General features: G+C 70.3%; 37 protein-coding genes and 1 pseudogene. 8 read left to right on the forward strand and 30 right to left on the reverse strand.

Annotated features, from left to right (window positions below; translation table 11 throughout):
• The 29 genes from ACFY0T_RS09605 to ACFY0T_RS09745 form a co-directional block, all read right to left on the reverse strand.
• Complete coding sequence (locus ACFY0T_RS09605; RefSeq protein ID WP_388866571.1) at positions 1–273, reverse strand: hypothetical protein; 273 nt, start codon at positions 271–273, stop codon at positions 1–3.
• Between the two features lie 180 nt (positions 274–453).
• The gene (locus ACFY0T_RS09610) at positions 454–891 is read right to left on the reverse strand and encodes a hypothetical protein (protein ID WP_388866574.1); all 438 of its coding nucleotides are present in this window, start codon (positions 889–891) and stop codon (positions 454–456) included.
• 4 nt (positions 892–895) lie between these two features.
• Complete coding sequence (locus tag ACFY0T_RS09615; RefSeq protein WP_388866577.1) at positions 896–1,396, reverse strand: HNH endonuclease signature motif containing protein; 501 nt, start codon at positions 1,394–1,396, stop codon at positions 896–898.
• A gap of 89 nt (positions 1,397–1,485) precedes the next feature.
• Positions 1,486–1,761 carry an HNH endonuclease gene (locus tag ACFY0T_RS09620; RefSeq protein WP_388866579.1) on the reverse strand — a complete coding sequence of 92 codons (276 nt, stop codon included), beginning with the start codon at positions 1,759–1,761 and terminating at the stop codon, positions 1,486–1,488.
• A 21-nt stretch (positions 1,762–1,782) separates the two neighbouring features.
• Complete coding sequence (locus ACFY0T_RS09625) at positions 1,783–2,271, reverse strand: hypothetical protein (RefSeq protein WP_388866582.1); 489 nt, start codon at positions 2,269–2,271, stop codon at positions 1,783–1,785.
• Between the two features lie 299 nt (positions 2,272–2,570).
• Complete coding sequence (locus ACFY0T_RS09630) at positions 2,571–2,771, reverse strand: hypothetical protein (protein ID WP_388866584.1); 201 nt, start codon at positions 2,769–2,771, stop codon at positions 2,571–2,573.
• A 187-nt stretch (positions 2,772–2,958) separates the two neighbouring features.
• Complete coding sequence (locus tag ACFY0T_RS09635) at positions 2,959–5,049, reverse strand: cell division protein FtsK (RefSeq protein WP_388866586.1); 2,091 nt, start codon at positions 5,047–5,049, stop codon at positions 2,959–2,961.
• Positions 5,050–5,134: 85 nt separating this feature from the next.
• Positions 5,135–5,311, reverse strand: coding sequence for a hypothetical protein (locus ACFY0T_RS09640; RefSeq protein WP_388866588.1), 177 nt, complete (start codon positions 5,309–5,311; stop codon positions 5,135–5,137).
• Between the two features lie 2 nt (positions 5,312–5,313).
• Positions 5,314–5,625, reverse strand: a complete 312-nt coding sequence (locus ACFY0T_RS09645) for a hypothetical protein (RefSeq protein ID WP_388866591.1) — start codon at positions 5,623–5,625, stop codon at positions 5,314–5,316.
• Positions 5,622–5,792, reverse strand: coding sequence for a hypothetical protein (locus ACFY0T_RS09650; protein ID WP_388866593.1), 171 nt, complete (start codon positions 5,790–5,792; stop codon positions 5,622–5,624). Before ACFY0T_RS09650 ends, ACFY0T_RS09645 begins: the two co-directional genes overlap by 4 nt.
• A complete protein-coding gene (locus ACFY0T_RS09655) occupies positions 5,789–6,490 on the reverse strand; it encodes a MerR family transcriptional regulator (RefSeq protein ID WP_388866596.1) in 702 nt (233 codons plus the stop codon). The genes ACFY0T_RS09650 and ACFY0T_RS09655 overlap by 4 nt, the downstream gene beginning before the upstream one ends.
• On the reverse strand, positions 6,487–6,864 hold the full coding sequence (locus ACFY0T_RS09660) for a DUF6907 domain-containing protein (protein WP_388866599.1): 378 nt from the start codon (positions 6,862–6,864) through the stop codon (positions 6,487–6,489). The genes ACFY0T_RS09655 and ACFY0T_RS09660 overlap by 4 nt, the downstream gene beginning before the upstream one ends.
• Positions 6,861–7,193 (reverse strand): hypothetical protein, encoded by a 333-nt coding sequence (locus tag ACFY0T_RS09665; protein ID WP_388866602.1) that lies wholly within the window; start codon positions 7,191–7,193, stop codon positions 6,861–6,863. Before ACFY0T_RS09665 ends, ACFY0T_RS09660 begins: the two co-directional genes overlap by 4 nt.
• Positions 7,194–7,340: 147 nt before the next feature.
• Positions 7,341–7,523 carry a hypothetical protein gene (locus ACFY0T_RS09670; RefSeq protein WP_388866605.1) on the reverse strand — a complete coding sequence of 61 codons (183 nt, stop codon included), beginning with the start codon at positions 7,521–7,523 and terminating at the stop codon, positions 7,341–7,343.
• Positions 7,523–8,179, reverse strand: a complete 657-nt coding sequence (locus ACFY0T_RS09675) for a hypothetical protein (RefSeq protein ID WP_388866607.1) — start codon at positions 8,177–8,179, stop codon at positions 7,523–7,525. The genes ACFY0T_RS09670 and ACFY0T_RS09675 overlap by 1 nt, the downstream gene beginning before the upstream one ends.
• Positions 8,176–8,346: a hypothetical protein gene (locus ACFY0T_RS09680; protein WP_388866609.1), complete on the reverse strand. Its 171-nt coding sequence runs from the start codon at positions 8,344–8,346 to the stop codon at positions 8,176–8,178. The genes ACFY0T_RS09675 and ACFY0T_RS09680 overlap by 4 nt, the downstream gene beginning before the upstream one ends.
• Positions 8,343–8,510 (reverse strand): hypothetical protein, encoded by a 168-nt coding sequence (locus tag ACFY0T_RS09685; RefSeq protein ID WP_388866611.1) that lies wholly within the window; start codon positions 8,508–8,510, stop codon positions 8,343–8,345. Before ACFY0T_RS09685 ends, ACFY0T_RS09680 begins: the two co-directional genes overlap by 4 nt.
• Positions 8,511–8,526: 16 nt before the next feature.
• A complete protein-coding gene (locus tag ACFY0T_RS09690) occupies positions 8,527–9,054 on the reverse strand; it encodes a single-stranded DNA-binding protein (RefSeq protein ID WP_388866613.1) in 528 nt (175 codons plus the stop codon).
• 113 nt (positions 9,055–9,167) lie between these two features.
• Positions 9,168–9,566, reverse strand: coding sequence for a hypothetical protein (locus tag ACFY0T_RS09695; RefSeq protein WP_388866616.1), 399 nt, complete (start codon positions 9,564–9,566; stop codon positions 9,168–9,170).
• On the reverse strand, positions 9,563–9,958 hold the full coding sequence (locus ACFY0T_RS09700) for a hypothetical protein (protein WP_388866619.1): 396 nt from the start codon (positions 9,956–9,958) through the stop codon (positions 9,563–9,565). Before ACFY0T_RS09700 ends, ACFY0T_RS09695 begins: the two co-directional genes overlap by 4 nt.
• Positions 9,955–10,347 carry a hypothetical protein gene (locus ACFY0T_RS09705; RefSeq protein ID WP_388866622.1) on the reverse strand — a complete coding sequence of 131 codons (393 nt, stop codon included), beginning with the start codon at positions 10,345–10,347 and terminating at the stop codon, positions 9,955–9,957. The genes ACFY0T_RS09700 and ACFY0T_RS09705 overlap by 4 nt, the downstream gene beginning before the upstream one ends.
• 232 nt (positions 10,348–10,579) lie before the next feature.
• A complete protein-coding gene (locus ACFY0T_RS09710; protein WP_388866625.1) occupies positions 10,580–11,653 on the reverse strand; it encodes an AAA family ATPase in 1,074 nt (357 codons plus the stop codon).
• Complete coding sequence (locus ACFY0T_RS09715; RefSeq protein WP_388866628.1) at positions 11,650–12,600, reverse strand: bifunctional DNA primase/polymerase; 951 nt, start codon at positions 12,598–12,600, stop codon at positions 11,650–11,652. Before ACFY0T_RS09715 ends, ACFY0T_RS09710 begins: the two co-directional genes overlap by 4 nt.
• A gap of 83 nt (positions 12,601–12,683) precedes the next feature.
• Complete coding sequence (locus tag ACFY0T_RS09720) at positions 12,684–12,950, reverse strand: hypothetical protein (RefSeq protein ID WP_388866631.1); 267 nt, start codon at positions 12,948–12,950, stop codon at positions 12,684–12,686.
• Positions 12,947–13,450 carry a hypothetical protein gene (locus ACFY0T_RS09725; protein WP_388866634.1) on the reverse strand — a complete coding sequence of 168 codons (504 nt, stop codon included), beginning with the start codon at positions 13,448–13,450 and terminating at the stop codon, positions 12,947–12,949. The genes ACFY0T_RS09720 and ACFY0T_RS09725 overlap by 4 nt, the downstream gene beginning before the upstream one ends.
• Positions 13,447–13,641, reverse strand: coding sequence for a hypothetical protein (locus ACFY0T_RS09730; RefSeq protein ID WP_388866636.1), 195 nt, complete (start codon positions 13,639–13,641; stop codon positions 13,447–13,449). Before ACFY0T_RS09730 ends, ACFY0T_RS09725 begins: the two co-directional genes overlap by 4 nt.
• A complete protein-coding gene (locus tag ACFY0T_RS09735; RefSeq protein WP_388866639.1) occupies positions 13,638–13,820 on the reverse strand; it encodes a hypothetical protein in 183 nt (60 codons plus the stop codon). The genes ACFY0T_RS09730 and ACFY0T_RS09735 overlap by 4 nt, the downstream gene beginning before the upstream one ends.
• The gene (locus tag ACFY0T_RS09740) at positions 13,817–14,188 is read right to left on the reverse strand and encodes a hypothetical protein (RefSeq protein WP_388866642.1); all 372 of its coding nucleotides are present in this window, start codon (positions 14,186–14,188) and stop codon (positions 13,817–13,819) included. Before ACFY0T_RS09740 ends, ACFY0T_RS09735 begins: the two co-directional genes overlap by 4 nt.
• A gap of 13 nt (positions 14,189–14,201) precedes the next feature.
• Complete coding sequence (locus ACFY0T_RS09745) at positions 14,202–14,483, reverse strand: helix-turn-helix domain-containing protein (protein WP_388866644.1); 282 nt, start codon at positions 14,481–14,483, stop codon at positions 14,202–14,204.
• Positions 14,484–14,661: 178 nt separating this feature from the next.
• On the opposite strand from ACFY0T_RS09745, the gene ACFY0T_RS09750 reads away from it, so the two are divergent.
• Together ACFY0T_RS09750 and ACFY0T_RS09755 are read left to right on the forward strand one after the other, a co-directional pair.
• On the forward strand, positions 14,662–15,096 hold the full coding sequence (locus tag ACFY0T_RS09750) for a helix-turn-helix domain-containing protein (protein WP_388866647.1): 435 nt from the start codon (positions 14,662–14,664) through the stop codon (positions 15,094–15,096).
• Entirely contained in the window at positions 15,093–15,767 is a 675-nt protein-coding gene (locus tag ACFY0T_RS09755; protein WP_388866650.1) for a hypothetical protein, read from the forward strand. Before ACFY0T_RS09750 ends, ACFY0T_RS09755 begins: the two co-directional genes overlap by 4 nt.
• A gap of 5 nt (positions 15,768–15,772) precedes the next feature.
• On the opposite strand, the gene ACFY0T_RS09760 is transcribed toward ACFY0T_RS09755, so the two are convergent.
• Positions 15,773–17,275 carry a recombinase family protein gene (locus ACFY0T_RS09760; RefSeq protein ID WP_388866653.1) on the reverse strand — a complete coding sequence of 501 codons (1,503 nt, stop codon included), beginning with the start codon at positions 17,273–17,275 and terminating at the stop codon, positions 15,773–15,775.
• 43 nt (positions 17,276–17,318) lie between these two features.
• Between ACFY0T_RS09760 and ACFY0T_RS09765 the strand changes: the two are divergent.
• The 6 genes and pseudogenes from ACFY0T_RS09765 to ACFY0T_RS09790 form a co-directional block, all read left to right on the forward strand.
• Positions 17,319–17,909 (forward strand): annotated as a pseudogene (locus tag ACFY0T_RS09765) (ATPase, T2SS/T4P/T4SS family); the annotation flags it as partial.
• 94 nt (positions 17,910–18,003) lie between these two features.
• Entirely contained in the window at positions 18,004–18,855 is an 852-nt protein-coding gene (locus ACFY0T_RS09770) for a type II secretion system F family protein (RefSeq protein ID WP_388867045.1), read from the forward strand.
• Positions 18,852–19,637 carry a type II secretion system F family protein gene (locus ACFY0T_RS09775; RefSeq protein ID WP_388866656.1) on the forward strand — a complete coding sequence of 262 codons (786 nt, stop codon included), beginning with the start codon at positions 18,852–18,854 and terminating at the stop codon, positions 19,635–19,637. Before ACFY0T_RS09770 ends, ACFY0T_RS09775 begins: the two co-directional genes overlap by 4 nt.
• Before the next feature lie 67 nt (positions 19,638–19,704).
• On the forward strand, positions 19,705–19,929 hold the full coding sequence (locus ACFY0T_RS09780) for a DUF4244 domain-containing protein (protein ID WP_388866659.1): 225 nt from the start codon (positions 19,705–19,707) through the stop codon (positions 19,927–19,929).
• Between the two features lie 85 nt (positions 19,930–20,014).
• Positions 20,015–20,422, forward strand: coding sequence for a TadE family type IV pilus minor pilin (locus tag ACFY0T_RS09785; protein WP_388866662.1), 408 nt, complete (start codon positions 20,015–20,017; stop codon positions 20,420–20,422).
• A 125-nt stretch (positions 20,423–20,547) separates the two neighbouring features.
• Positions 20,548–20,982 (forward strand): Rv3654c family TadE-like protein, encoded by a 435-nt coding sequence (locus tag ACFY0T_RS09790; protein WP_388866665.1) that lies wholly within the window; start codon positions 20,548–20,550, stop codon positions 20,980–20,982.
• The last annotated feature ends 3 nt before the right edge of the window (positions 20,983–20,985 follow it).

A 20,985-nucleotide genomic window follows, 5' to 3' on the forward strand; every position in this document is an offset into this window, starting at 1 on the left:
TCAGCCGCTGGCCTGCTCGCGGGCGGCGGCACGGCGTTTCTCTCGCTGCTCAGCAATGTCATCGACCGCGTCCCCCTTCTCCCCGACGGGGGCGAGCTTCCGAAGATCGGACATGATCGAGCGGAGCTCACGGGCCGCTACCGCCTTGGCCGTAGGAGCGTCGGAGCCGTCGATCGCCTTGGCGAGGTCGAGGGCGACGGCGGCCATGCCGGGCGAGGTCTCGTCGGCGTGGAGATCATCGAGCTCGGCGGCGATCTTGTCGGCGACGCTCATGATCACCCCCGACGATGACGGAGCGTCACATCACGCAGGGTGACGGCCGCTAAATCGCTGGCGTTCGCTTCGGCGGATTAGGCCTTTCAAAATCGCCGCGCAAAAAATCGGGCGAGAAGGGCGTTTGGGTCGCCCGGGAAGGCCACCAAAAACTGGAGCGGCTCGGCTCGTCGATCATGGTCACCATGCCCGTGACGCCTGCGGCATGGCTCCCTGTGGCTGTCCGTGTCGGGCGTTGTACCAGCGGCTGACCACCCGCTCCATCTCCGGTTGCCGCATGGCCTTGACCCGCTGCATGACGATGTCCCGCCCGGGGTCGACGGTCACGATGCGGGCATCGAGTCGCTTGTACTTCGCGAGTGCCTTGGCACTGGGCTGGGTGTGGATGACGTACACGTCGACCTTGTCGAGGTGCTGGTACGCCTCGTTGAGGGCAGCGAAGCGGGCACGGTGCACCACCCGCATGAGTACGTCACCGTGCGCGTGGTGGTCAGCGCCCGGTCCGGCCATGGCCAGCGCCATCAGGTCCAGGTCGATGACGATGTCGTCAGCCTTCGCGTGCGCCTTGATCCAGCTGGACTTACCCGCAGCCGGCGGGCCGGTGACCACATACAGCACGCGCTCACACCACAGCCCAGCGCTTGCCGCTCACGATCCGGCAGACCTGCGCCTTGCTCACGCCGTACTCCGTGGCGAGGAGCTGCTGTTGCTCGCCTGCCTGCTGTCGCTGGCGGATCTGCTGCACCTGGGCTGCGCTCAGCTTCGCGTTGCCGTTCCGCACTCCGCGCTTGGGCGTGCGGAGCCCGATGGCGTAGGCGTGCAGGGAGTTGCCAGCGGGGGTGACCAGCTCCAGGTTGGCGAGACGGTTGTCGGTCTTGATGCCGTTGATGTGGTTGACCTGCATGCCGTCTGGGATGGGTCCATGTGCGTGCTCCCAGACCACGCGGTGTCCGTACACGCGGCGCACCCGCTTGCCCTCTTTGATGGCGAGGTGGATGTAGCCCGTCGACATGACGTAGCCGATGCGCTCGCCGTGCTCGCCCGCGACCTTGCCCGTGGCCGTATCGACGGTCCAGGCGCCAGTGGCTATGCGGGTGCGCGCGAGCTCGTACTTGTCCTGCATGGGGGCTCCCGTGGAATGCGAACGGCCCGGCACCACGGGAGCGGTGTCGGGCCGTTCTGTCCGCCGTGATCAGCGGCGGATGCTGATGGTTACCAGCGCCTGGAGGCGCGTTGCTGCGGCTTGAAGGTCATGCGTGCCCCGCGGCTGCTGTTACAGCGCCGGTGCGCACTGCGGGCGTTGGCCGGGTCTGTGAGGTCGCCGCCGCGGCTGAGCGGGATGAGGTGGTCGAGGGTGAACGCCAAGGGATGCGTGCGGCCGTCGACGTTGCTCGGGATGTTGTGGCCGCAGATCCAGCAGGGCAGCCCGAGGGCCTTCTGTGCGGCGACGAGGCGGCGGTAGGGGCGCCCGTTGCGTATGCCGGCCACAGGCGCCACCTCCTGTCGCGACTACTGCTGGCCCGCCTCGGCGTCGAGCTGAGCGGCGAGGGCGTTGAAGGCGTTCACGTACTGGTTCGCCGCTCGCAGGTTGGCGTTCTCGGGTGTCACGTTGTAGGTCTGTGCTGCCCCGTTGCCGAGCGTGACGTTGATGACGGCGGCGCCCTTGTTCTTCCGGCCGGTGACGGCTGCGGAGGCGCCGAGGGTCGCGGCGCCGGCGACGAGGCGGGTGGCGGTCCAGCCCTTGTGGGCGCCCGCGTTGACGAACTCGGCGTGTCCTCCCCGGATGGGCCCGAGGCTGGTCTCGCCGAACTTGGACGACGGCCACGACTTGAGCAGGGCCGCCATGTTCAGGGTGCCTTCGGCGGGGTGTTCGCGTCGCCAGGCCTTGAGGGCGTCCTTCTCGGCTTGGCGTTGGGCTGCTGCCTCGTCGCGGAGTCTGCGCTTCTCGGCCTTCTCTACTTCCCGTTGAGCGGCCTTCTCTGGGTCTCGCTTGAACATGGTGTCCCCCAAGGACGTGCGGCTGCTGAGGGAGCATCATGCGCCGTTCGGAGGCGTCGTGGTAGCTGTGTGGCCGATGTCGTAACCCGTGGGGGTGATGTCCGCCGCCTGGTCGCCACGCGCACCGCTGCCCGTGTCCATTCCGCGGTGAGGCCTCCCCGGCCCTTCGCCAGGCGGCGGACGCTGGACACGACGAAGCCCCAGCCGGGGGGACCGTAACTGGGGCTTCGTCGTGCGTCTGTGGTGCCGGTTGAGGGCACAGGTGTTCACCGGGATCGTGACACGCGCCTGACCTGCGGTCAAGCGGCCTTGGCGGTGCGGCGCTTGGTGGCGAGGGCGGCGACGTCCTGGACGGCGTACCAGGGCTGTCGTGGGCTGCCGCCTGAGCGCTGCAGCTGGCCGCGGCGGACGAGCTGGCGGACGCCGTCGAGGCCGATGCCGAGCTGCTGCGCGGTCTGGTGTGCGGTGAGGTGGCCAGGCCGGATGTTCAGCGACTCCATGCGTCCATGATGCCGCCTGCGGCGGGTATCGGTGGGGTGGCCTGTACCCCCTCTAGGCCCACTACTTGCCTGCTCAGGGGCCTCTACCCGGGGGTCTATGGCCGTAGAGACCCCCCTCTAGATCCACTCGCCTGGTAGGGCGGTGTCAGAGGGGGTCTCGTAGCGGGGTGTGTAGAGCCCTCCCCCTCTACCGGGCGTTGAGGAGCTCGGCGGGCACGGCGGCTTCGAGGTCCTCGCGGCGGTATCCGGCGAGGTTCTTGCCCCCGATGTTGACCTGCTTGGTGGTGCGCTTCACGCCGGCGTCGTCGAGCTCCTTGGCGAGGCGCTCGGCGTCCCAGTCGCCGTAGTCCTCGTCGAGGTTCTCCAGGCGGGCGAGGAGGTCGACGGTGTGCATCTTGATGCTGTGCCGCATGACGGCGAGGCAGTCGGACAGGACGGGGCTGACGGTGATGCCTGCGGCGCTGGCGATGGCGCTGGGGTCGTTGGCGGCCTCGCCGGTGAGCTGTCCGGCCTGCTCGCGCAGGACGCGGCCCTTGGCGCACATGGCGTTGAAGGCGGCGGTCTCCAGCTTGTCGGCCTTGACGGTGACGAAGGACGCGGGGCCGGTGACGAGGACGCCGACGCCGAGGTGGTCCTCGGACAGGACGGACGCGTCGGCGCCCTGGGCGGCCTTGCCCTTGCCGAGGACCATGTCGGAGCTGGTCTGGTCGGTGACCTGCGTCGAGTAGCGGATGGTGATGATCTCGCGGAGCTTGGTGGGCACGGACTTCGCGTCGGGGCGCTGCGAGGCGTAGTTGGAGACGAATCCGGCGGCGGGGCCGCGGCGGGCGATCCGCGCCATGTCGTTGATGATCTCCTCGCGCTCCTGGTCGTCCACGGCAAGGAACGCTTCCTGCAGCTCATCCACGGTGAACAGGATGAACGGCATGTTGTAGCGCTTGACGATCTCGGGCGTCAGCTTGCCCTCGGGGCAGATGGACGTCGGCAGGCCGCGGAGGATCGCGAAGCGGCGCTCCATCTCGGCCAGGAGCTCCTTGAGCATGCTCTTGAAGGCTTCGATGGCGTCCTCTTCGGCGCCGAGGACGAGCCGGTGGGCGACCTGCTGCATCTGGATCCAGTCCTGGCCGCCCTTGAAGTCGGCGACGTAGTGCCGCACGTAGGCGTCCAGGAGGCCGGCGGCGGTGAGCAGGCGCTGGCTGAACGTCTTGCCGCGGCGGGGCAGGCCTCCGAAGAACATGGACTGCCAGACGATGGGGATGGCCACGCGGTTGCCGCGGGCGTCCTGGCCGAAGGGGACGGCGTCCCAGATCGAGAAGGCCTCCAGGTTCTCCAGGGGCGACACGGTGGGCGCGGCGAGGTAGGGGTCGTCGTCGGCGACCCACATGGAGACGCGTCCTGCGTTGCCGCCGTGGGCGGCCCGGACGCGGCTCATGATGACCTGGATCTCGTCGACGCCGAGCTCGGCGGCGATGGCGGTGCGCTTCGCGAGGACGTCGGCCGCTGTCTTGCCGCCGCCGCGCGGCAGGTCGAAGACGACCGCCCAGCCGTTTCCGTCGCGGAGCGGGCCCATGACGCAGTTGACGCGCGGTCCTTCGTCGTCGCCCTTGCCCTGCTTCAGCAGGCCGGTGGCGCGCAACGCGTCGTTGAGCTGCTGGGCGTCCATGGCGATCCGCAGGGGCGGCGTGCCGTGGTCGAGGATCTGCGCCTCGTCGGACCAGCCGATCGCGGTGAGTCCGCCGCACATGATGCAGCCGGCGGCGAGCTGCAGGCCGAGGCTGGCGTAGTTGAGCGCGACGGCCGCGGCGGTGGCCAGGCCGAGGGCGGTCCCCCACCGCCACCTGCGGGCTTCGGTGCGGGCGCGGTGGGCGACCTGGTAGCGCAGCGCAAGCGCTTCGTCCTCGGGCCTCTCTCGGGACTGGGCGCGGACGGCTTGGACGGTGCGGGTGTGGTCGTCGGCGGCGAGGACGGGCCACAGGCGGCGGCCGCCTCGGTACGCGCCGCGCGCCGAGTAACCAGCGATCTTCACGGCGTACTTGGGGCTGCGCAGGCCGTGGTAGCGGGCGTGCCACCAGGTGACCATCACGAAGGCTCCGCTGTTGGCGCGGATGGAGGCCCAGTTGCGTGCCCAGGCGGGGAGGATCGGGGCGTCGGGGACGGTGAGCCAGTCGGCGAGGGGGTTGTCGGGACGGTCGACGGCCTCGACTTCTGTGGTGGCGTCCTGGGCGTCCTCCGCGTCCCAGGGGGCGTCCTGTAGCGGCTTGATCAGTGCAACGGTCATGCTGGGGCTTCCTGCCTCTTTGCTGGGGTTGGGAGGCCCGGGGGCGGCGGCAGCTTGGCGGTTGGACGCCGTCCCCGGGGTGTTGCTACTTCTTGCGCTTGCCGTCCTCGCGCTTCTGCGCCTCGGTGCGGATGCGGTCGACGCGGTTCTCCAGGCGCTTGACGGACTTGCCGCGGGCCTGGCGGCGCTGGATGCGGGCGCCGAGCAGCAGGACGGCCGCCATCTCGCGGGCGTTGTGCGGGTCTTTGTTGGTGAGCGCCATGGTCAGCTGCCCTTCCGGATCTCACGGATGACGAAGAGGAACACCAGAGCCGATCCGGCGACCGCAACCGCCGTGACGGCGATGGCGAGGAACATGCCGACCGCGAAGGCGCAGGCCGCGCAGCCTGCCGCCGTGAGCGCGAGGATTTGGCCGGTGGACCAGCGCGGCTTGGGCTCCGGGTGCTGGTGCTGGCACTGCGGCTGCTGCTGGGCTGCCTGCACGGCGGCGACGACGGCGAGGATCTCCGCGTACCGGTCGCCCTGTCTGGCAGCCTCGACGGCCTCCTGAGAGGCCTTGGTCAGGTCGTCGCTCATCGGGCCCACCTCCGGGCCCTGCGGGCGATGCGCGGCCAGAGGACCGCGCCAGCGGCGAACGCAACGATGATGGGCTGCGAGGCGAGGGCCGCGACCAGGCCGAGGAGGAACGCCGGGCAGAGGACGAGCAGCAGGCCGAGGAGCGCGCCGAGGAGGATCCACCTCATGACTGCACCCCCAGCAGCTGGTCGAGCTCGACGGGGTCGAAGAGGTTGCGTCCTCGGTCCGTCTTGCCCTGGACGGTGAGGCGTCCGTTGGCGACCCAGGAACGGACGGTGGAGGGGTCGACTCCGGCGCGGGCGGCGACGTCGCTGGACGTGATCAGGACGGGCTCGGAGGGCGTGTCTCCAATTGGAGGCAGCGCGTCCTGCTGTGTCCCGGGCGGGAGTTCGGGCGTCCCGTCGGCGTCCTGCTCGTCGGTCCGTTCGAGGATGACGGGCTCGGGCGACTTACTTCCTTCGGGGAAGTCTGTGGACGGCAGCTGGACGGGCGGGACGGTGGCGGGCGGGGTGGCGTCCCGTGGCGTCTGCCTGGCGAGCGCGTGCGTCCTCCACAGACTGATCGGGACCAGGAGCGAGACGACGGTCACGAGGTCGAGGCTGACCTTGATGACGCCTGCCTCCAGTGCGTGCGCGGCGACCTGCGCGGCGCACATGAGGGCGAGGCTCAGGAAGATGTCGAACGCGCGGAACCAGCGCAGGGCTGCGATGACGTAGCAGTCGAGGGCGAGCGGCAGCATGACCGCGATCGGAGGCTTGGCTCCGAGGCGTCGTGCCAGCTCGTACTCGGCGGTCGCGGTGAACGCGATGCCGGCGGCGAGAGAGCCGCGGCGTACCCAGGTGCCGACCTGGTTGTGGCTGCTCATGCATGGCCTCCGTTACGGAGGCGCTGGGCTTCGGCGGTGACCATGTCGAGGCGCATGGCGGCGACGCGCAGGCCTTGGGCGACCTTGGACGCGTCGTCGGCCGTGTAGTCGTGCGAGCCGTTGAGCTCGACGGACACGACCGGGTACAGCTCGGGCTGCTCGCCGTAGGGGGCGTGCGAGATGCGGGCCAGCAGCAGCTGCACCAGGCCGTGCTGCTCGGTCATCGCCGAGGCTTTCACCGGCGCGCTGTAGTGGGTGACGTCCGCGAGGTGGGGTTCGGGCTGCCAGCCGTGGCCACAACACCAGGCGGGCTCGGGCAGCACGACGGTGCCGTGGTCGACGGTGCCGATGGTGACGGTGCGGGGCGCGGTCACTGCTGCTCACCTCGCTCGGCGGCGAGGAATGCGGCGACGGCGGGGAACTGGGCGTCGACGGAGCGGCGGACGGCCTCCTGCTCGCGCCTTTCGTTCGCCGGTACGGAAGGCGCAACCGGCTCGGCGTCGAGGGCGCGCAGCAGGATGCGCAGGGACTCCGTGAGGGCGCCGTGTGCGCGGGCGAGGCCGTCGATGTCACCGATGCCGACGCCGTCGTAGGCGGCGAGCATGCGCTGGCCGACGCTGATGGCGACGGCGAGGTCGCTGGGTTCGCGGAGCTGGTCCGCGGGGTGCGCGTTGGCGCACGGGGGCATGGCAGGATTTGCCACAGCCGTCTCCTTGCTTGAGTCAGGGAGTGCGGTCAGGCCTCTGGTTGGGATTGCCGTCCCGGCCAGGGGCCGCTCTATTTATCTGAGTACAGATTAGAGTGCCACAAGATCTGTGGGTTCGTATAGGTCTGTTACGGATTCAGCGCATCAACTCGGATGCGTCCCACGGGCGTTGTCGACCGTCCTGCTGTACGCCTCATGGATGAGCCGCTGAGCTTCGGCCAAGTGGCGCGAGCAGATCTTGAGTTCGGCGTTGGGGTCGACCGCCTCGCCGGTGCACTGGTTGCCGCGACGGTTCAGGACGCGGCACGTCACGTAGCGGGACGCCATCAGGACGCCTCCTTCTGTCGGGCCTCAAGGGCTTCTTTGTTCTCGTCCTGCGCCTGGGCTAGGTCAATCCACTTCTCGGGCGGCCACTCGGCGCCGCACCAGCTGCACGACACCGACGTCCGGCCCGGGTGCAGCGCCACGACCGCACCGCACAGCACCTCGTCGAGCAGGGTCGGGCAGTAGCCCAGCCGGCGCGGCCGGTCCTTCGGATCACGCGGGTTCACGATCGAGGCGACGTCCCGCTCGAGGTCGCGGATCTCCTCGGCGAACGCGCCCGCCATCGGCCAGCTGGCGGCGATCCAGTCGAGGTTGATGGACAGCGCCCGGGCGGCGACGGCCACGCGACGCTCGGTGCTGCCCGCGATGACGGGCTGACCCCAGCCGCGGTCCGCCTGCATGGCTGAGCGCCAGTCCTCCAGGACGCTGACCATGCCGCCGGGGCCGCGGAGGCTGACGACGGGCTCGGAGAGCGGGAGCGGCGGCTCTGCGGGTGCGGTGCGGCCCAGCTCCGGCCGACGCCCGCCGGGGTGGAGGAAAGCGGCGAGGGCCCCGTAGAGGCGCGGCATGCGGTCGAGGCGCTGAGCGAGGGCGAGCGTATCCCCGGGGCAGAGGTAGCCCGCCTCGAGGTCGCGCTCGCACAGTCCGCACTGGTTCATGCGTTCCACTCCACGATGAGGGCGTTGTCGGTGTCGTCGTCGGCCGCGGCGATGGTGACCTCGATGCGCTGGCCGTCGAAGTCGTCGTCGATCCACACGTCGTAGCCGTCGGCCACGGCCGCCCGGATCACGTCCTGGATCCGGGCGGCCCACTCCTGGGCGTTCACGTGCTGGCCTTCTGCTGTGCGGCCTTGAGCTTGGCCTCGGCGGTTCGGGCCACCTCGCGGTCGCGGCGGTCGTCGAGGATGCCGCCGATGATCTGCACGGCGATCATGAAGTAGATGCCGAGGGTGACGCCTAGGGCGAGCAGCTGGATGTCGTGGTCACTCATGGTCGTACTCCCGTGCCTAGAAGGGGGGCTCGTCGGAGTAGCCCGCGGCCTGCGCGGCGGGCTGCTGCTGGGCGGGCGGGGTGGTTGACCACCCGCCGCCCTGCGCCTGACCGTTGGCGGGCTTGGCCCCGGCCCACGGGTCGTCGCCCGGGGTCCGTTCGCCGGTACGGCCCCCGCCGCTCGGGTTCTTCTCGACCTTGGCGGTGGCGCGAGCGAGGGTCGGGCCGACCTCGTCGACATCGATCTCGTAGACCGTCCGCTTGATCTGCTCGCGGTCCTCGTAGGAGCGCTGCTTCAGCCGGCCCTGGACGATGACGCGGACGCCGCGGGCGAGGGACTCGGCGACGTTCTCGGCGGCCTGACGCCACACCGAGCAGGTCAGGAACAGGCTCTCGCCGTCCTCCCAGGCGCTCGTGGTCTTGTTGTAGACGCGCGGGGTGGAGGCGATGCGGAACTTGGCGACGGCGGCGCCGGCCGGGGTGAAGCGCAGTTCGGGGTCGTCGACCAGGTTGCCGACGATCGTGATGGTGGTCTCTCCGGACACGGAGGGCTCCTTGGGTGGTGAGGAAAAGGTTCGTTCGGGCGAACGGACCTTTCTGGGATGCTGGGTGGGAGGCCGGGCCCGATATCCGCGGGCCCGGCCGGTGTGCGTGCGGTTCAGGCGGTCGAAAGCGGCCCGTATGCCAGGGCGAGCTGGAGGTAGTCGACTCCGTCCAGTGGTGCCACCCGGTCTCCGTGATGGCCGGTGACGAGTACCGGCCCGTGGACGGTAAGCGCGCTGCTGTGCGGGTGGTTCTGGGTGAACCAGGTGATGAACTCGTTGGGCGGCCGCTCGCCGAGGCCCTCTTCGTCCACCCAGAGGTGCAGGCCGGGCGCGATCTTGACGTGCTCGACGAGGTCGCAGCGGAGGATGGCGGCGGCGTACTCCGCGAAGTGCTCGGGGTCGGCGGGCAGGTTGAGGTCGACCATGCGGCTGTCCTCTGTGATCAGGACGGCGTCCGGCTGCGTGCCGCCCATCTCTTCGGCGAGCTGCGCGAGGGTCTTGTTCGTGGTCATCGGGTCTCCTCCAGGAGTTGGGGGTTGACGGCGCCGCCTACCGACGTCCACAGGACTTGGGCCTGGGCGCTGATGAAGTCGCGTCGGCGGGCCTGGTCTTCGAGCTCGGCGTAGGTGAGGCCGAGCCGGGCGAGGGAGGTACGGACCGCGGCATGGAACTCGGCCTCGGTCACCTCGATCACCACGTCGTCGGGGTCATCAGCCGTGGGCGTATCCCCACGGCTGGGGTCGGCTGTGGGCAGCTGGCCCATACCTGCATTGCTCTCCTGCGCACGCAGGTTGCGGAGCTTCTGTGCGTGCCGGTGGGCGAGGGCTGCACGTCGGCGCTTGGCCGCTTCGGCTCGGGCGCGGGCGGCGGCGATCTTGGCCGCGACTATGTCGTCGACGTTCACGGCGCATCGTCCGAGTGGCAGATGCGGGTGAAGTTCTCGCCGCGGGTGGCGTCCTCGGCGTATCCGTCGGAGTCGGCGACGAGGGGAGTGCACGTGCCCTCGGCGTCGAGGGTCCACGCGAGGATGGGGCGGAAGTCGGTGTCCCCGGCGTCGGTCCGGATCTCGGCACGCCACCCATCGCCCGGGATGACGCCGACGAGCGGGGTGTCGGCCTTGCGGAGGCCGGCGAAGTTGCTCCAGGTGTCGGCGTCACGGAGACGGCCTGTCTCCATGTCGGCGACCATGGCGGCGCCGTCATCGCCCCAGGCGATCACGGGCTTGGCGCTGAAGTGGGCGCGTCCGTTGTTCTCGTGGCGGTAGCTGGCTTCGTAGCCGTGGGCGGGGATCATGTCTCTCCTTCTCGGGCAGTCCCACCGGTCCCGCGGCTCCCACTTTTCCCACTTCCCACCCCCCTAAGAGAGGGGGGGTGGGTGGGAATTTGGGCGGGCCGCTGGGAAGAAGATGGGAAGTTGGGAAGTTCGCAGGTCAGTGGCTGTGAGGTAGCTGGGAATTAGTTGGTGAGGGTGGGAAGTTGGGGCTCCCGGGCGGGGGAAATTCCCACGGCGAAAATGGGAAGTTTTCTCACGCTGCGTCACCGTCCTGTGCACTGGCGGTAGCGGAGGACAGGCGCCAGCTAGGCCGGGTCTCACTGCCCGTCTTGACCAGGTAGCCCAGCCGTTCGAGCTTGGCGACCGCCCGGTAGACGGTGCTGGACGCCATCTCGGCGACGTCGACCAGGCGGGCACGAGACACCGACTCGGTCGGGAACACCTCGTGCATCACGTCGAGGATCCGCTGCTCGGTCTTCGACAGCTGGTTCTCCTCGGCCGGGCTCGCGGTCCGGTTGATGAGCACGCAGGACTCAAGGACGGGCTGCATCTTGAGGAAGACGGTGTCGAAGTCCTCGACGTCCTTCTGCTTGTCGCACTGGACTTCGACGTACTCCTCGTTCTTGGTGACCTTGATGATGGAGGTGGCCGCGCCGTCGAAGGCCGAGGCGCCGCGCATGTTCTCGCCATTGCGTCCCGAGTGGTGGATCAACAGGACGCAGGCGCCGGATGCTTTGCGCAGCTCGTCCGCGGCGGCGACGACCTGGCCCATCTCGCCGTTGTCGTTCTCGTTGGCGCCGACGGTGCAACGAGCCTGCGTGTCAATGACGATGAACGCCGGCCGCATCTCCTGTACGAGCAGTTCCAGTGCCCGCAGGTCCGTGCCGTGCAGCAGCTGCACGGCGATCGGCAGGAACGTCACGTCGCCCATGCGGATGCTGGTGTGCCGCTCCCACGCCCGGACGCGGCGGCGGATTCCCGACGTACCTTCGGCGACGAGGTACAGGACGGTGCCCTTGCTGACTTCGTGGACGCCCGCCCAGGGCAGGCCGTTCGCCACGCAGCCCGCCCAGTCGATGCCGACGAACGACTTGCCCGAGCCGGGCTTGCCGTAGATCCAGGCGAGGGAGTCCCGAAAGAGGATGCCCTCGATGAGCGGCACCGGGTCGGGCAGATCGTCGAGCCCGTCGGTGTCGACACGGGCCGCGCGCAGGGCGGCGAGCCGGTCCTGAACGGGGTTGCCGTTCGGTCCTTCCTGGTCTGGCGGTTCCTCGGGCGGCTCCTCTCCGAAGAGCCGCTCGAAGTCCTCGTCGAAGGCGGTACTCACGCCGCGTACCCCTTGTCGCTCGGCCGGCTGGCGGCGCTGTCGAAGGAGGCGCGGGCCTCGGAGTCGGTGAGTCCGACGACTGACGCGGCGTGAAGCAGGGCGGACTCGGCCTCGCCGAGGTCGATGAGCCCCTGCTCGGCGAGCTCGTGCGCGCGGCAGGCTGCGAAGTAGAAGTAGTTGTTGCGTCCGTGCTTCCGGTCCCCGGCCACGGAGTCCAGGACGTGCTGGACGAGTTGGTCGACGGTCCACATCTTTCCGCCGCCGGGGCGGCTGGCCGTCCGCTTCCAGAACGGGTGGCGCAGGTCGCCGGGCCGAGCTGTTGGGCGTGGCGCCGGTGCGGCCGGGCGTTCCTTACGGGGCAGGAGTGCTGCTGGCCAGGCGATCTCGGGCTTGTAGAAGATGTTCCGGGTGCCGGGCCACAGGTAGCGGCAGCCGGAGGAGTGCACGGACGGGGCGAGCAGGATGTAGCCGTTGTGCTTGAAGTCGATGCCCTCGAACGGCTCGCCGGGCAGGTCGAAGCCGGGGGACTGGTACAGCATGTGGAGGCCGTCGCCTCCGGTGATCTGCATGGTGGTGCCGGGCAGTACGCCGACGCGTTCCTCGAGCCTGCACAGCGACTTGTAGCCGCCGTTGCGGGGGTCGACGTCGATGACGGCCCAGCCGTTCGGCTTGCAGGGCGCGCCGATGTTGGCGTCGGGCTCCTCTGTCCACCACTTGTGGATAAGTGCCTGGTCGGTGGTCGCGGCGTGGAAGCCGTGGCAGGTGGGCACACCGCACTGGCAGTCCTCGGGGCGGTGCTTGACGTACAGGCTGCTGTTCTTGTCGCAGCGCGCACAGTTGGCGTAAGGCGTCTTGTTCCGGCGGACGCGGAAGACCTTGATACCGGCGGCGGCGTAGGTCTCGGCGGCGGCCGGGAGCTCGGCGGGGATTCGAATGCCGACAGTCACGAACGTGCTCTCTTCTTCGAGCTGGGCCAGTTGGTTCGTGTGGCGGGCGGGCGCTGTTGGGGGTGGCGGCGCCCGCCCGCGGGTCAGGCCGCTCGGCGCTTGACCTCGGCGACCTCGTCGGCGATCGCGAGGACGTGGGCGCACCAGATGCGGGCCTTGGCCTGGGCGGACGGCCCGGTGGGCTGCTGCTCCAGGTCGTGCCGGATGGAGTCGAGGACCATCTCGTGCAGGGCCTTCTCTGCGGCGCGCTGCACGTACAGCGCGTCGTGGGTGGCCGTGTCGTCGGTGGTGTCGGCGTGAGCGACCCCGCTGGGTTCGATCGGCCACTGGCCGGGGCGGCGCTCGGTCACAGCAGGCCTCCGCCCCGGTAGGTCTGAAGCGGGTTGCCGCCGTGGGCGATCCAGGCGAGTTCCTGCTCGTCGGTGCGGTCGGGCAGGTCGAGCCAGCCGCGCGCCCAGTTCCCGTCGGGCAGCCGCACGGGCGGCGGGTAGCCCCACCTGCGGGCGAGCTGGTCGACGGGTGCCATGACGGCGTTCCACCTGCCGCGGGTGTCGGCGAACACCCACAGGTCGCGGGCCTCGTCCATGTCGATGGCCAGCTGCCGGTACATCTCCATGTGGCCGGAGTCCGGGCGGCCGATGCCGGTGAGGGATTCGACGGCGAGGTAGGCGTCGACCCAGTGCCGCCCGTGAATGTCCTCGAAGAAGGTCCTCACGCGGACGTCACCGAGGAGGTACGTCGGGCCGTCGAGGCCGAGCCAGCGGGTCGCGGTGGGGAGCATGAACTCCCGACGCTCGGCCTCGTTGAAGGCCAGCATCGCCGCTTCCAGCTGCTGCTTGTGGTCGCTCACTTCGCCTCCTGCGTGCGGAAGATGGGCCAGCCGGGGCCGGTCGGGGGTTCGGGCTTGCCCTGCAGGGCGCTGGGCGTGTGCGCGGGGCAACGGTGGCCGGGGATGTACAGGCGGACGCCGTCGCCCTCGCGGCAGTGGCGCTGCTCGGCGCCGATCCAGTGGCGGCACTCGGGCCGCTGGGCGTCCTTCACGCCGCCTCCCGCGCTGCGGGCTGGTGGAAGGCGGCACGGATGCGTGCGCGCTGGTCGTCGGTGAGGGGCGGGGCCTGGTCGACGATGCGGCGGACGCGCTCCCAGTAGTCGGCCGGGCGGCCGAGGGTGTCCACGGTGGTGGACACCCCGGTCGCCGTGGTGTTCGTCTGGGCGGTCACGCCGGGACCTCGTCGAGGTTCGAGCCCGTGAAGACGGTGACCTCGAAGATGTCGGGGAAGAGGTGCGTCGGCAGGCCGAGGTGCTGGGTGACGAGGTAACGGATGGCGACGTCGCGCGCGGCCTCGGTTGCGTTGTCCGGGGTGAACACGGTGATCCCGGAAGGGCGGTCGACGACGTAGCCGAGGAATCGGGTCGTGTCGAGGCCGGCGTACAGAGCCTTCTCGGTGTCGATGGTGTTGAGGCTGCCGTTCACCCGTGCGAGCAGCTCGTCCATCGGGAGGTCACAGACCTGGTCGGGCGTGAGCGCGTGGCGCTGGGCGGTCGGGGCAGGCGACGTCATCGGCGCCTCGGGGATTACGCTGTGCATGGCGTGCTCTCTTCTACTTGCCAGTGGATTCGGTAGTGCGCTCGGCAAGCGGCGTCGGTGTTCCAGCACCGACGCCGTCGCCGTTTTCTCGGTCAATGAGCTCGTCGACGCTCAGCCCGTAGGTCTGCGAGAGGACGAGCAAGGTCTCGGCCGCGGGCTTCGCGATGCCACGGCGAAGCCGCGACAGCGTGGACTGGGCAACTCCGGTGCGCTTCCAGATCGCGTAGCTCGTGAGATCGCCCTTCGCTGCCGCTGCTGAGCGCAGCCGCTCGACGCGAAGGCGGTAGTGGGACATGGATGACTCCTTGCTCGAACGGACGATGTACGTCCGTGCTAGGAAGTACGTTAGACCCGCGTTTAGCGTTCTTGCAAGGAAGCTAAGCCTCAGTCTGGCCCTGTAGCAGTCCTGTGACACGGTGTAGCGTCCTCAGGTGCTTCTAGCGGCGCACGTACTTGCTTGCTAGCGTGTACGTATGACGACCGAAGGAGACCCCGCCCCCACGCGGGTCCAGAAGTTCGGGGAATACGTCTCAGACGCGGCCAGGGCCGCGGGCTACGACATTGACAGCCCCCGTGGCGGAGGCAAGAAGGCCCTCGCCGAGAAGGCAGGGATGTCCCACGCCAGCGTCAGCAGAATGCTGGCTGGCCAGACAATCCCTGACCCCAAGTTCTTCGAGTCTCTGGCCGACGCTTTGAACCTGGAAGTTGGACGCATGCTGGTCGAGGCCGGCGTGCTCTCCGAACGTGCGCTTTCCTATGAGGAATTGCGCCCTCCGCAGGAGATCGATCCCAGGGAGGTGGCCCGATCCCTCGGGATCACTGCGCCCGACAAGATCGAAGCGTTCGTGGCCATGGCGAAAGCGTTGGCCGAGCCAGACGAGCAACACGCTTCGAGGAGGAGCGCGTGAGACACGAGGACGGGTCAGGTTGCCGGGATGACTGCCGGGCCTGCAACAACAAACTGCTTGGAGCGGTCTACATAGCGCGACGCGTATGCGCCGCCGTGGCCGTCGGGGCGGCGATATGCGCCCTCGTCTGGGATACGACCTGGATGCCGGTCTGGCCTGCCACAGGCGCCTGGATCGGAATCACGGGAGGCCTGTGGGCGCCTGTCCCCTTCCTTAGAATCACGCTGTGGCGCAGGGGCCGAGAGATCGAAAAACGGAGAGCGCAGATCCGGGAACTCCAGCAGGAGAAAATCCAGTTGGACATCCTCCATACGCAGCGTCAGGCCCACATCACAGCCCTTCGGGCTGAGAAGCTGGAGCTGGAGCGCCTCCTAGCCCAACGCATGCTTGAGCAGGAAGCACGGGAAGCTCGTCAGCGCCTCGAGATCGCATGCGCGGCGGTTGAGGCCGACCGCCTGGAGGCCGCGGCCTGGCGTATGGAGCTCACGGCCAAGCAGCTTGAGCTAAAGCTGGGGCAGGCGGATCTCTTTGAGAGCCTGTCAGCGATCGAGGACGATGCACAGGACAGGATCATGGCCGCATACCAGCAGGGCGTCGATCACGGGAAGCGCGGGATCATCATTCCCCTCAAGCACTTGCGCCATTTGAGGGTCGTCGACGAATCGGCCTAGATCCCCTAGCCCCGCTTCCACTCGAACTGCACGGCGTCGTAGTCGAAGTACCCGCCGTCGGGCATGCGCCCTTGCCGTGGCGTCGTGAGCGTGACGGTGACGAGGGCGCGCAGCACGCCGCGCTTCCGCTCCAGCTCCAGCGCCTTCCACGCTTTCCGCACGTCCGGCGCCCCCACCAGGTCGACGAGCGGGTCCACCGTCGCCGCACGGGCCAACTGCTTGGTGACACCGTCCAGCTGAGCGCGCGCCGCCTCCATGCCCTCCGTAAACGGGGCCAGCTCCAACTGCCCTGCGCCGAACAGGCCCGCGAGGTCGGTCATGCGGCGGCGGATCTGCTCGCTCTCTGCCTGCAGGCCGGCGACGTCCACGTCGTCCGGGCCGGGCAGCAGCAGGTCTTGCGCGTCGTCCCGTGACAGCCGCTCGACGATGACGTCCTCGACGTACTGGTCGACCTTCTCCGCCCGCCGTCCGCCGCCGTGCCCGGTCGGGCACTTGTAGCTGGGGTACTGGCGGCCGCCAGACTGGGTGACCGTCATCCCGCCGCCGCAGCCTTCTCGGCCGCACAGGTACAGCAGTGAGCCCACCCACTTCGGCTGGGCGCCCACGTTCGTCTTGCGTGACGGATCCTTCAGGATCGCCACGACGGCCCTGAACTTCTCCTCCGGGACGATCGGCTCCCACTTCCCGCGGCCGACCTCCTCGCCGCGATAGACGGCGATCCCGGCGTTCCTCGGGCGCACCAGCATGTCCCGCAGATCCTGATGGGTGATCGCGTACCCGCGCGGGGTCGTGAAGCCCTTGTCTGCGCACCACTTCACGCACGAGCGGACCGAGCCGCCGGACAGGAGCGTGTCCGTCCAGTGCAGGACGGCGGCTGCCTCCTCGGGGACGGGCTTGGTCATGTCGAGGACGGGCACCTCGGATTCCTCGCCCGTCTTCCGGGCGACGCGCTTGACCGTCTCGCCGGTGGGCACGCCCCACCCGAACGGCCGCATGCCGCCCGCCCATTCGCCGGCCATCGCCTTCTGCTGGCGGGCACGGGCGACGCGCTCACCCTTGTGTTCGGATTCCTGCTTGGCGACGGCGCCGAGGATTCGCGCGGTCATCCGCCCGGACGGTGTGGCGAGGTCGAGCTTCCCGGCCTGGACGGTGTGCGTGGACACGCCGCGCTTCTCGCACAGGTCGATGTACTTCTCCAGCTCGGTGGTCGAGCGGTGCAGCCGGTCGGTGTGCCAGACGATGACGACGGTGGCGGTGCCCTGCTCGAGGTCGTCGAGCATCCGCACGTATCCCTTGCGCTTCTTCCCGCTGTACGCGCTCACATCGTTGTCGACGTACACCTCGACGACGTCCCAGCCGTTACGTTCCGCGAGGGCCTCGCAGTCCTCGCGCTGCCGGTCGACGCCGAGGCCGGCGCCCGTGCGGTCCTGGCTGATACGGCAGTAGATGACCGCGCGGGTGCGCCCGCCAGCGGCAACGTCGATTGAGGAGCGAAGAGTTGGGCTCATGCCAGCCAGCATGACGCCTTAGTGGTGTCCCTGTCTCAGGTTCGGCAAGACGACTCTGCTGAGCGCGCTGCTGGGGCTGGTCGGCCCCGGGGAGCGGATCGTGCTCGCCGAGGACTCGGCGGAGCTGCGGCCCGACCATCCCCATGTGGTGCGCCTGGAGGGACGGCCCGCGAACCAGGAGGGTGTCGGGCTGGTTGCCCTCCAGGACCTGGTCCGCCAGGCCCTGCGCATGAGACCGGACCGGCTGGTCGTCGGCGAGGTGCGCGGGCCGGAGGTCGTCTCCCTGCTGGCCGCGCTGAACACCGGCCACGAGGGCGGCTGCGGCACGGTGCACGCGAACGCGGCGGCACAGGTCCCGGCCCGCCTGGAGGCACTGGGCACCGCCGCAGGGCTCGACCGGGCCGCCCTGCACAGCCAGTTGGCGGCGGCGTTGTCCGTGGTCCTGCATCTCGTACGCGACCGGGCCGGGCAGCGGCGGATCGCCGAGGTCCATGTGCTGGAGCGCGACCCGTCGGGGCTGGTGGTGACGGTGCCGGCGCTGCGGTGGGGCGCGGAGGCCTTCGCGTACGAGCGGGGGTGGGAGCGGCTGCGGGGGCTGCTTCGCGACGGGAGCGAGGGGAGCGGGCTGTGGTGACGGAACTCGGTGACGGGAGTGAGGCGAGTGTCTGTCGTGGCGAAGGTCGGTGACGGGAGTGAGGAGAGGGGCTGTTGTGGTGGAGGTCGGTGAGATGTCGGTGGGGGCGGCCATGGCGTGTGCCGGGGCGGTGGCCTGCTTGATGGGCGGCTGGGACTCGGGGGCCCGCAGGGCGCGGTTGCTGTGCGCGGGCGGCGGGGTGGTGGCGACCGGTCCGCCGTCGTGGGCGAGGGCGCTTGTCGGATGGCGGCGGGTGCGCGGGCGACTGCGGGCCGAAGGGTGGCTGGTCGTCGCCGGGTCGGTGATCGCGCTGCTGGGCGCGTCGGTGCTGCCGCTGCTTCTCGGGGCAGCGGGAGTGCCGCTGCTCCGGCGGGTACGGCGGGCCGGGGAGGCGCGGCGCGAGCGAGAGCGCCGGGGCGATGCGGTGATCGCCCTGTGCGGAGCCCTCGCCGGGGAGGTGCGGGCGGGGCGGCAGCCGGGTGAGGCGCTGCTCAGGGCCGCGCGTGACTCGGGTGGGTTGGGCGAGGCGCAGGCGGTGGTGCTGGCGGCGGCGAGGTTCGGCGGGGATGTGCCGGGCGCGCTCACCGACGCGGCACGGCAGCCGGGGGCCGACGGGCTGGTGGGTCTCGCCGCGTGCTGGCGCGTGGCGGTGGACCGGGGCGCGGGCCTGGCGGCAGGTCTCGACCGCCTGGAGGGGGCGCTCCGTGCTGAGCGGGACCAACGAGCCGATCTCCGCGCCCAGTTGGCGGGATCGCGGTCGACGGCGGTGATGCTCGCGGGGCTGCCGGCCCTGGGACTCCTGCTCGGCACCGCGCTGGGCGCCGATCCGCTGCAGGTGCTGCTCCACACCGGCGCCGGCCTCGGCTGTCTGCTGGTCGGCGGAGTGCTGGAGGGCGTGGGGCTGTGGTGGGCGCTGGGGATCGTGAGAGGAGCGGAGACGGCATGAGCGCGGAAGTTGTCCACAGGCTGGGGGCGGTGGTGTGCGGTGCGCTGGCGCTCGGCTGGCTGCTCCAGTCGCTCGGGGCGGCGCGGCGCGAGCGGACAGCGCGCAGGAGGCTGGCCGAATTGCTGGCCTTGGAGAAGGCGGTTACCGAACGGCGGCGCTTCGAGGCCCGAATCACGGTGCGGCGATGGCTGCCGGTGGCGAGTGCGGTGTGCGCAGGCTGGGTGCTGGTCGGCGGTCCTGCCGGGGTTCTGGTGGGACTGGCGGCCGGGTTCGGAGTCTGGCGGTGGCGCCGGCAGCGGCGCGTTGCGCCGGTGGAGGAGTACGACGCGGGGCGCGCCGCCCGGCAACTCCCGCTCGCGGCGGACCTGGTGGCGGCCTGCATCGCGGCAGGGGCGGGTCCCGTGGTGGCGGCCCAGGCCGTGGGTGAGGCCCTGGGTGGGCCCGTCGGAGAACGACTCGCGCGGGGCGCGGCCGAGGTGCGGCTCGGCGGTGAACCGGCCGAGGCCTGGCGGAGGTTGGCGTCGATACCGGGTGCCAGGGCGTTGGCGCGGCTGCTGGAGCGGGCGGGCGAGTCGGGCGTACCGGCGGCCGTGCCGGTCGGGCGACTTGCCACAGAGGCCCGCGCCGAGTGGGGGCGCACCGCGACGGCACGGGCACGCCGGGCGGCCGTCATGGTCACCGCGCCCGTGGGGCTGTGCTTTCTGCCCGCCTTCATCGCGATCGGCGTACTGCCCGTGGTGATCGGGCTGGCCGACGGCTTGTTGCGAGGAGGTGGTGGATGACGGGCGACGGCGACGGAATGCGGTGAACGACACCTGATCAACAGGCTTGAACCTTACGGGGGTTGAAATGCGCAAGACGGTACGAGGACTCGTACGAGGACGTGCTCGGGCGCGGACGTGGCTGCTCGGTCTGGCGGCGCGGAGGGACGCGGGCATGGTCACCTCCGAGTACGCGGTGGGGATCATCGCGGCGGTGGCCTTCGCGGCCGTGCTGTACAAGGTGGTGACGAGCGGGCAGGTCAGCGAGGAGCTGCAGGGCATCGTGGGGCGGGCGCTCAATGTGCGGATGTGATCGGGTGCCGCGGGGTCCGGCCGCTGCTTCCGGATGTGATCGGGTGCTGCGGGGTCCGGCCGCTTCGTCCGGGTGGGAACGGGTGGTGAGTGGTCCGGCCGCTTCGTCCGGGCGTGAACAGGCGGCGCAGGGTCCCGCCCGGCGCCGGGACCGTGGATTCGTGACCGCCGAGGCCGCCGTGGTGCTGCCCTCGCTGGTGCTCGTCGGAATGGCATTGGTGTGGGCACTGCTCGCCGCGTCCGCGCAGATCCAGTGCGTGGACGCGGCGAGGGCGGGTGCCCGCGCGGCGGCGCGCCAGGACCCGCCCGGCACGGTCCTGGCGACGACCCGCCGGGCGGCACCGCGCGGCGCGCGGGTCACCGTGAGCCGGGAGGACGATCTGGTCCGGGTGACGGTCAACGCGAGTGCGCCGGGTCCCGACGCGCTGTCCGTGGAGCTGAGCGACGAAGCCGTGGCTCTGGCGGAGGAGACGGTGGGGGTGGTGGGCAAATGACGGGAGGTGGTTGGGCCACGCGGCCCCTCCGGCACGCGCGTACTTCCGGGGACACGCGGACTTCCCGGGGTATACCGCCCCTCCGCGACACGCAGGCCCTCCCGCACACACGCACCCCCAGAGGCGTGCGTACCCCCTGGAGCCCACGGACCCTTGCCTCTGACAGAGGATCGGCGACCGTCTGGACCGTCGGGGCGATCGCCGTGCTGTGTGTCGTGTTCGGGGCGGTCCTGGCCATGGGGCAGGTCGTCGTGGTCCGCCACCGCGCGGCGGGGGCGGCCGACTTGGCGGCACTCGCCGCGGCGGACCACTGGATGGACGGCGCGACCACGGCCTGCGCCAACGCGGATCGAGTGGCACGGGCCCAGCGCGCACGGCTCGTCCGGTGCGTGGTCGAGGGCGAGATCTCGGACGTGACGGCGGCGTCCGGCAGGGGACCGTTCGCCGCGGAGGTCAGGTCGCGGGCGGGCCCCGCAGGACCGGTCGAACCCGGCCCGGCGGACACCGCAGGCCTGGTCGAACCCGACCCGGCGGGCCCCACGAGACCGGTTACCGGTTGAGCC

The sequence above is a fragment of the Streptomyces sp. NPDC001530 genome, from assembly GCF_042894545.1.
Taxonomy (GTDB): domain Bacteria; phylum Actinomycetota; class Actinomycetes; order Streptomycetales; family Streptomycetaceae; genus Streptomyces.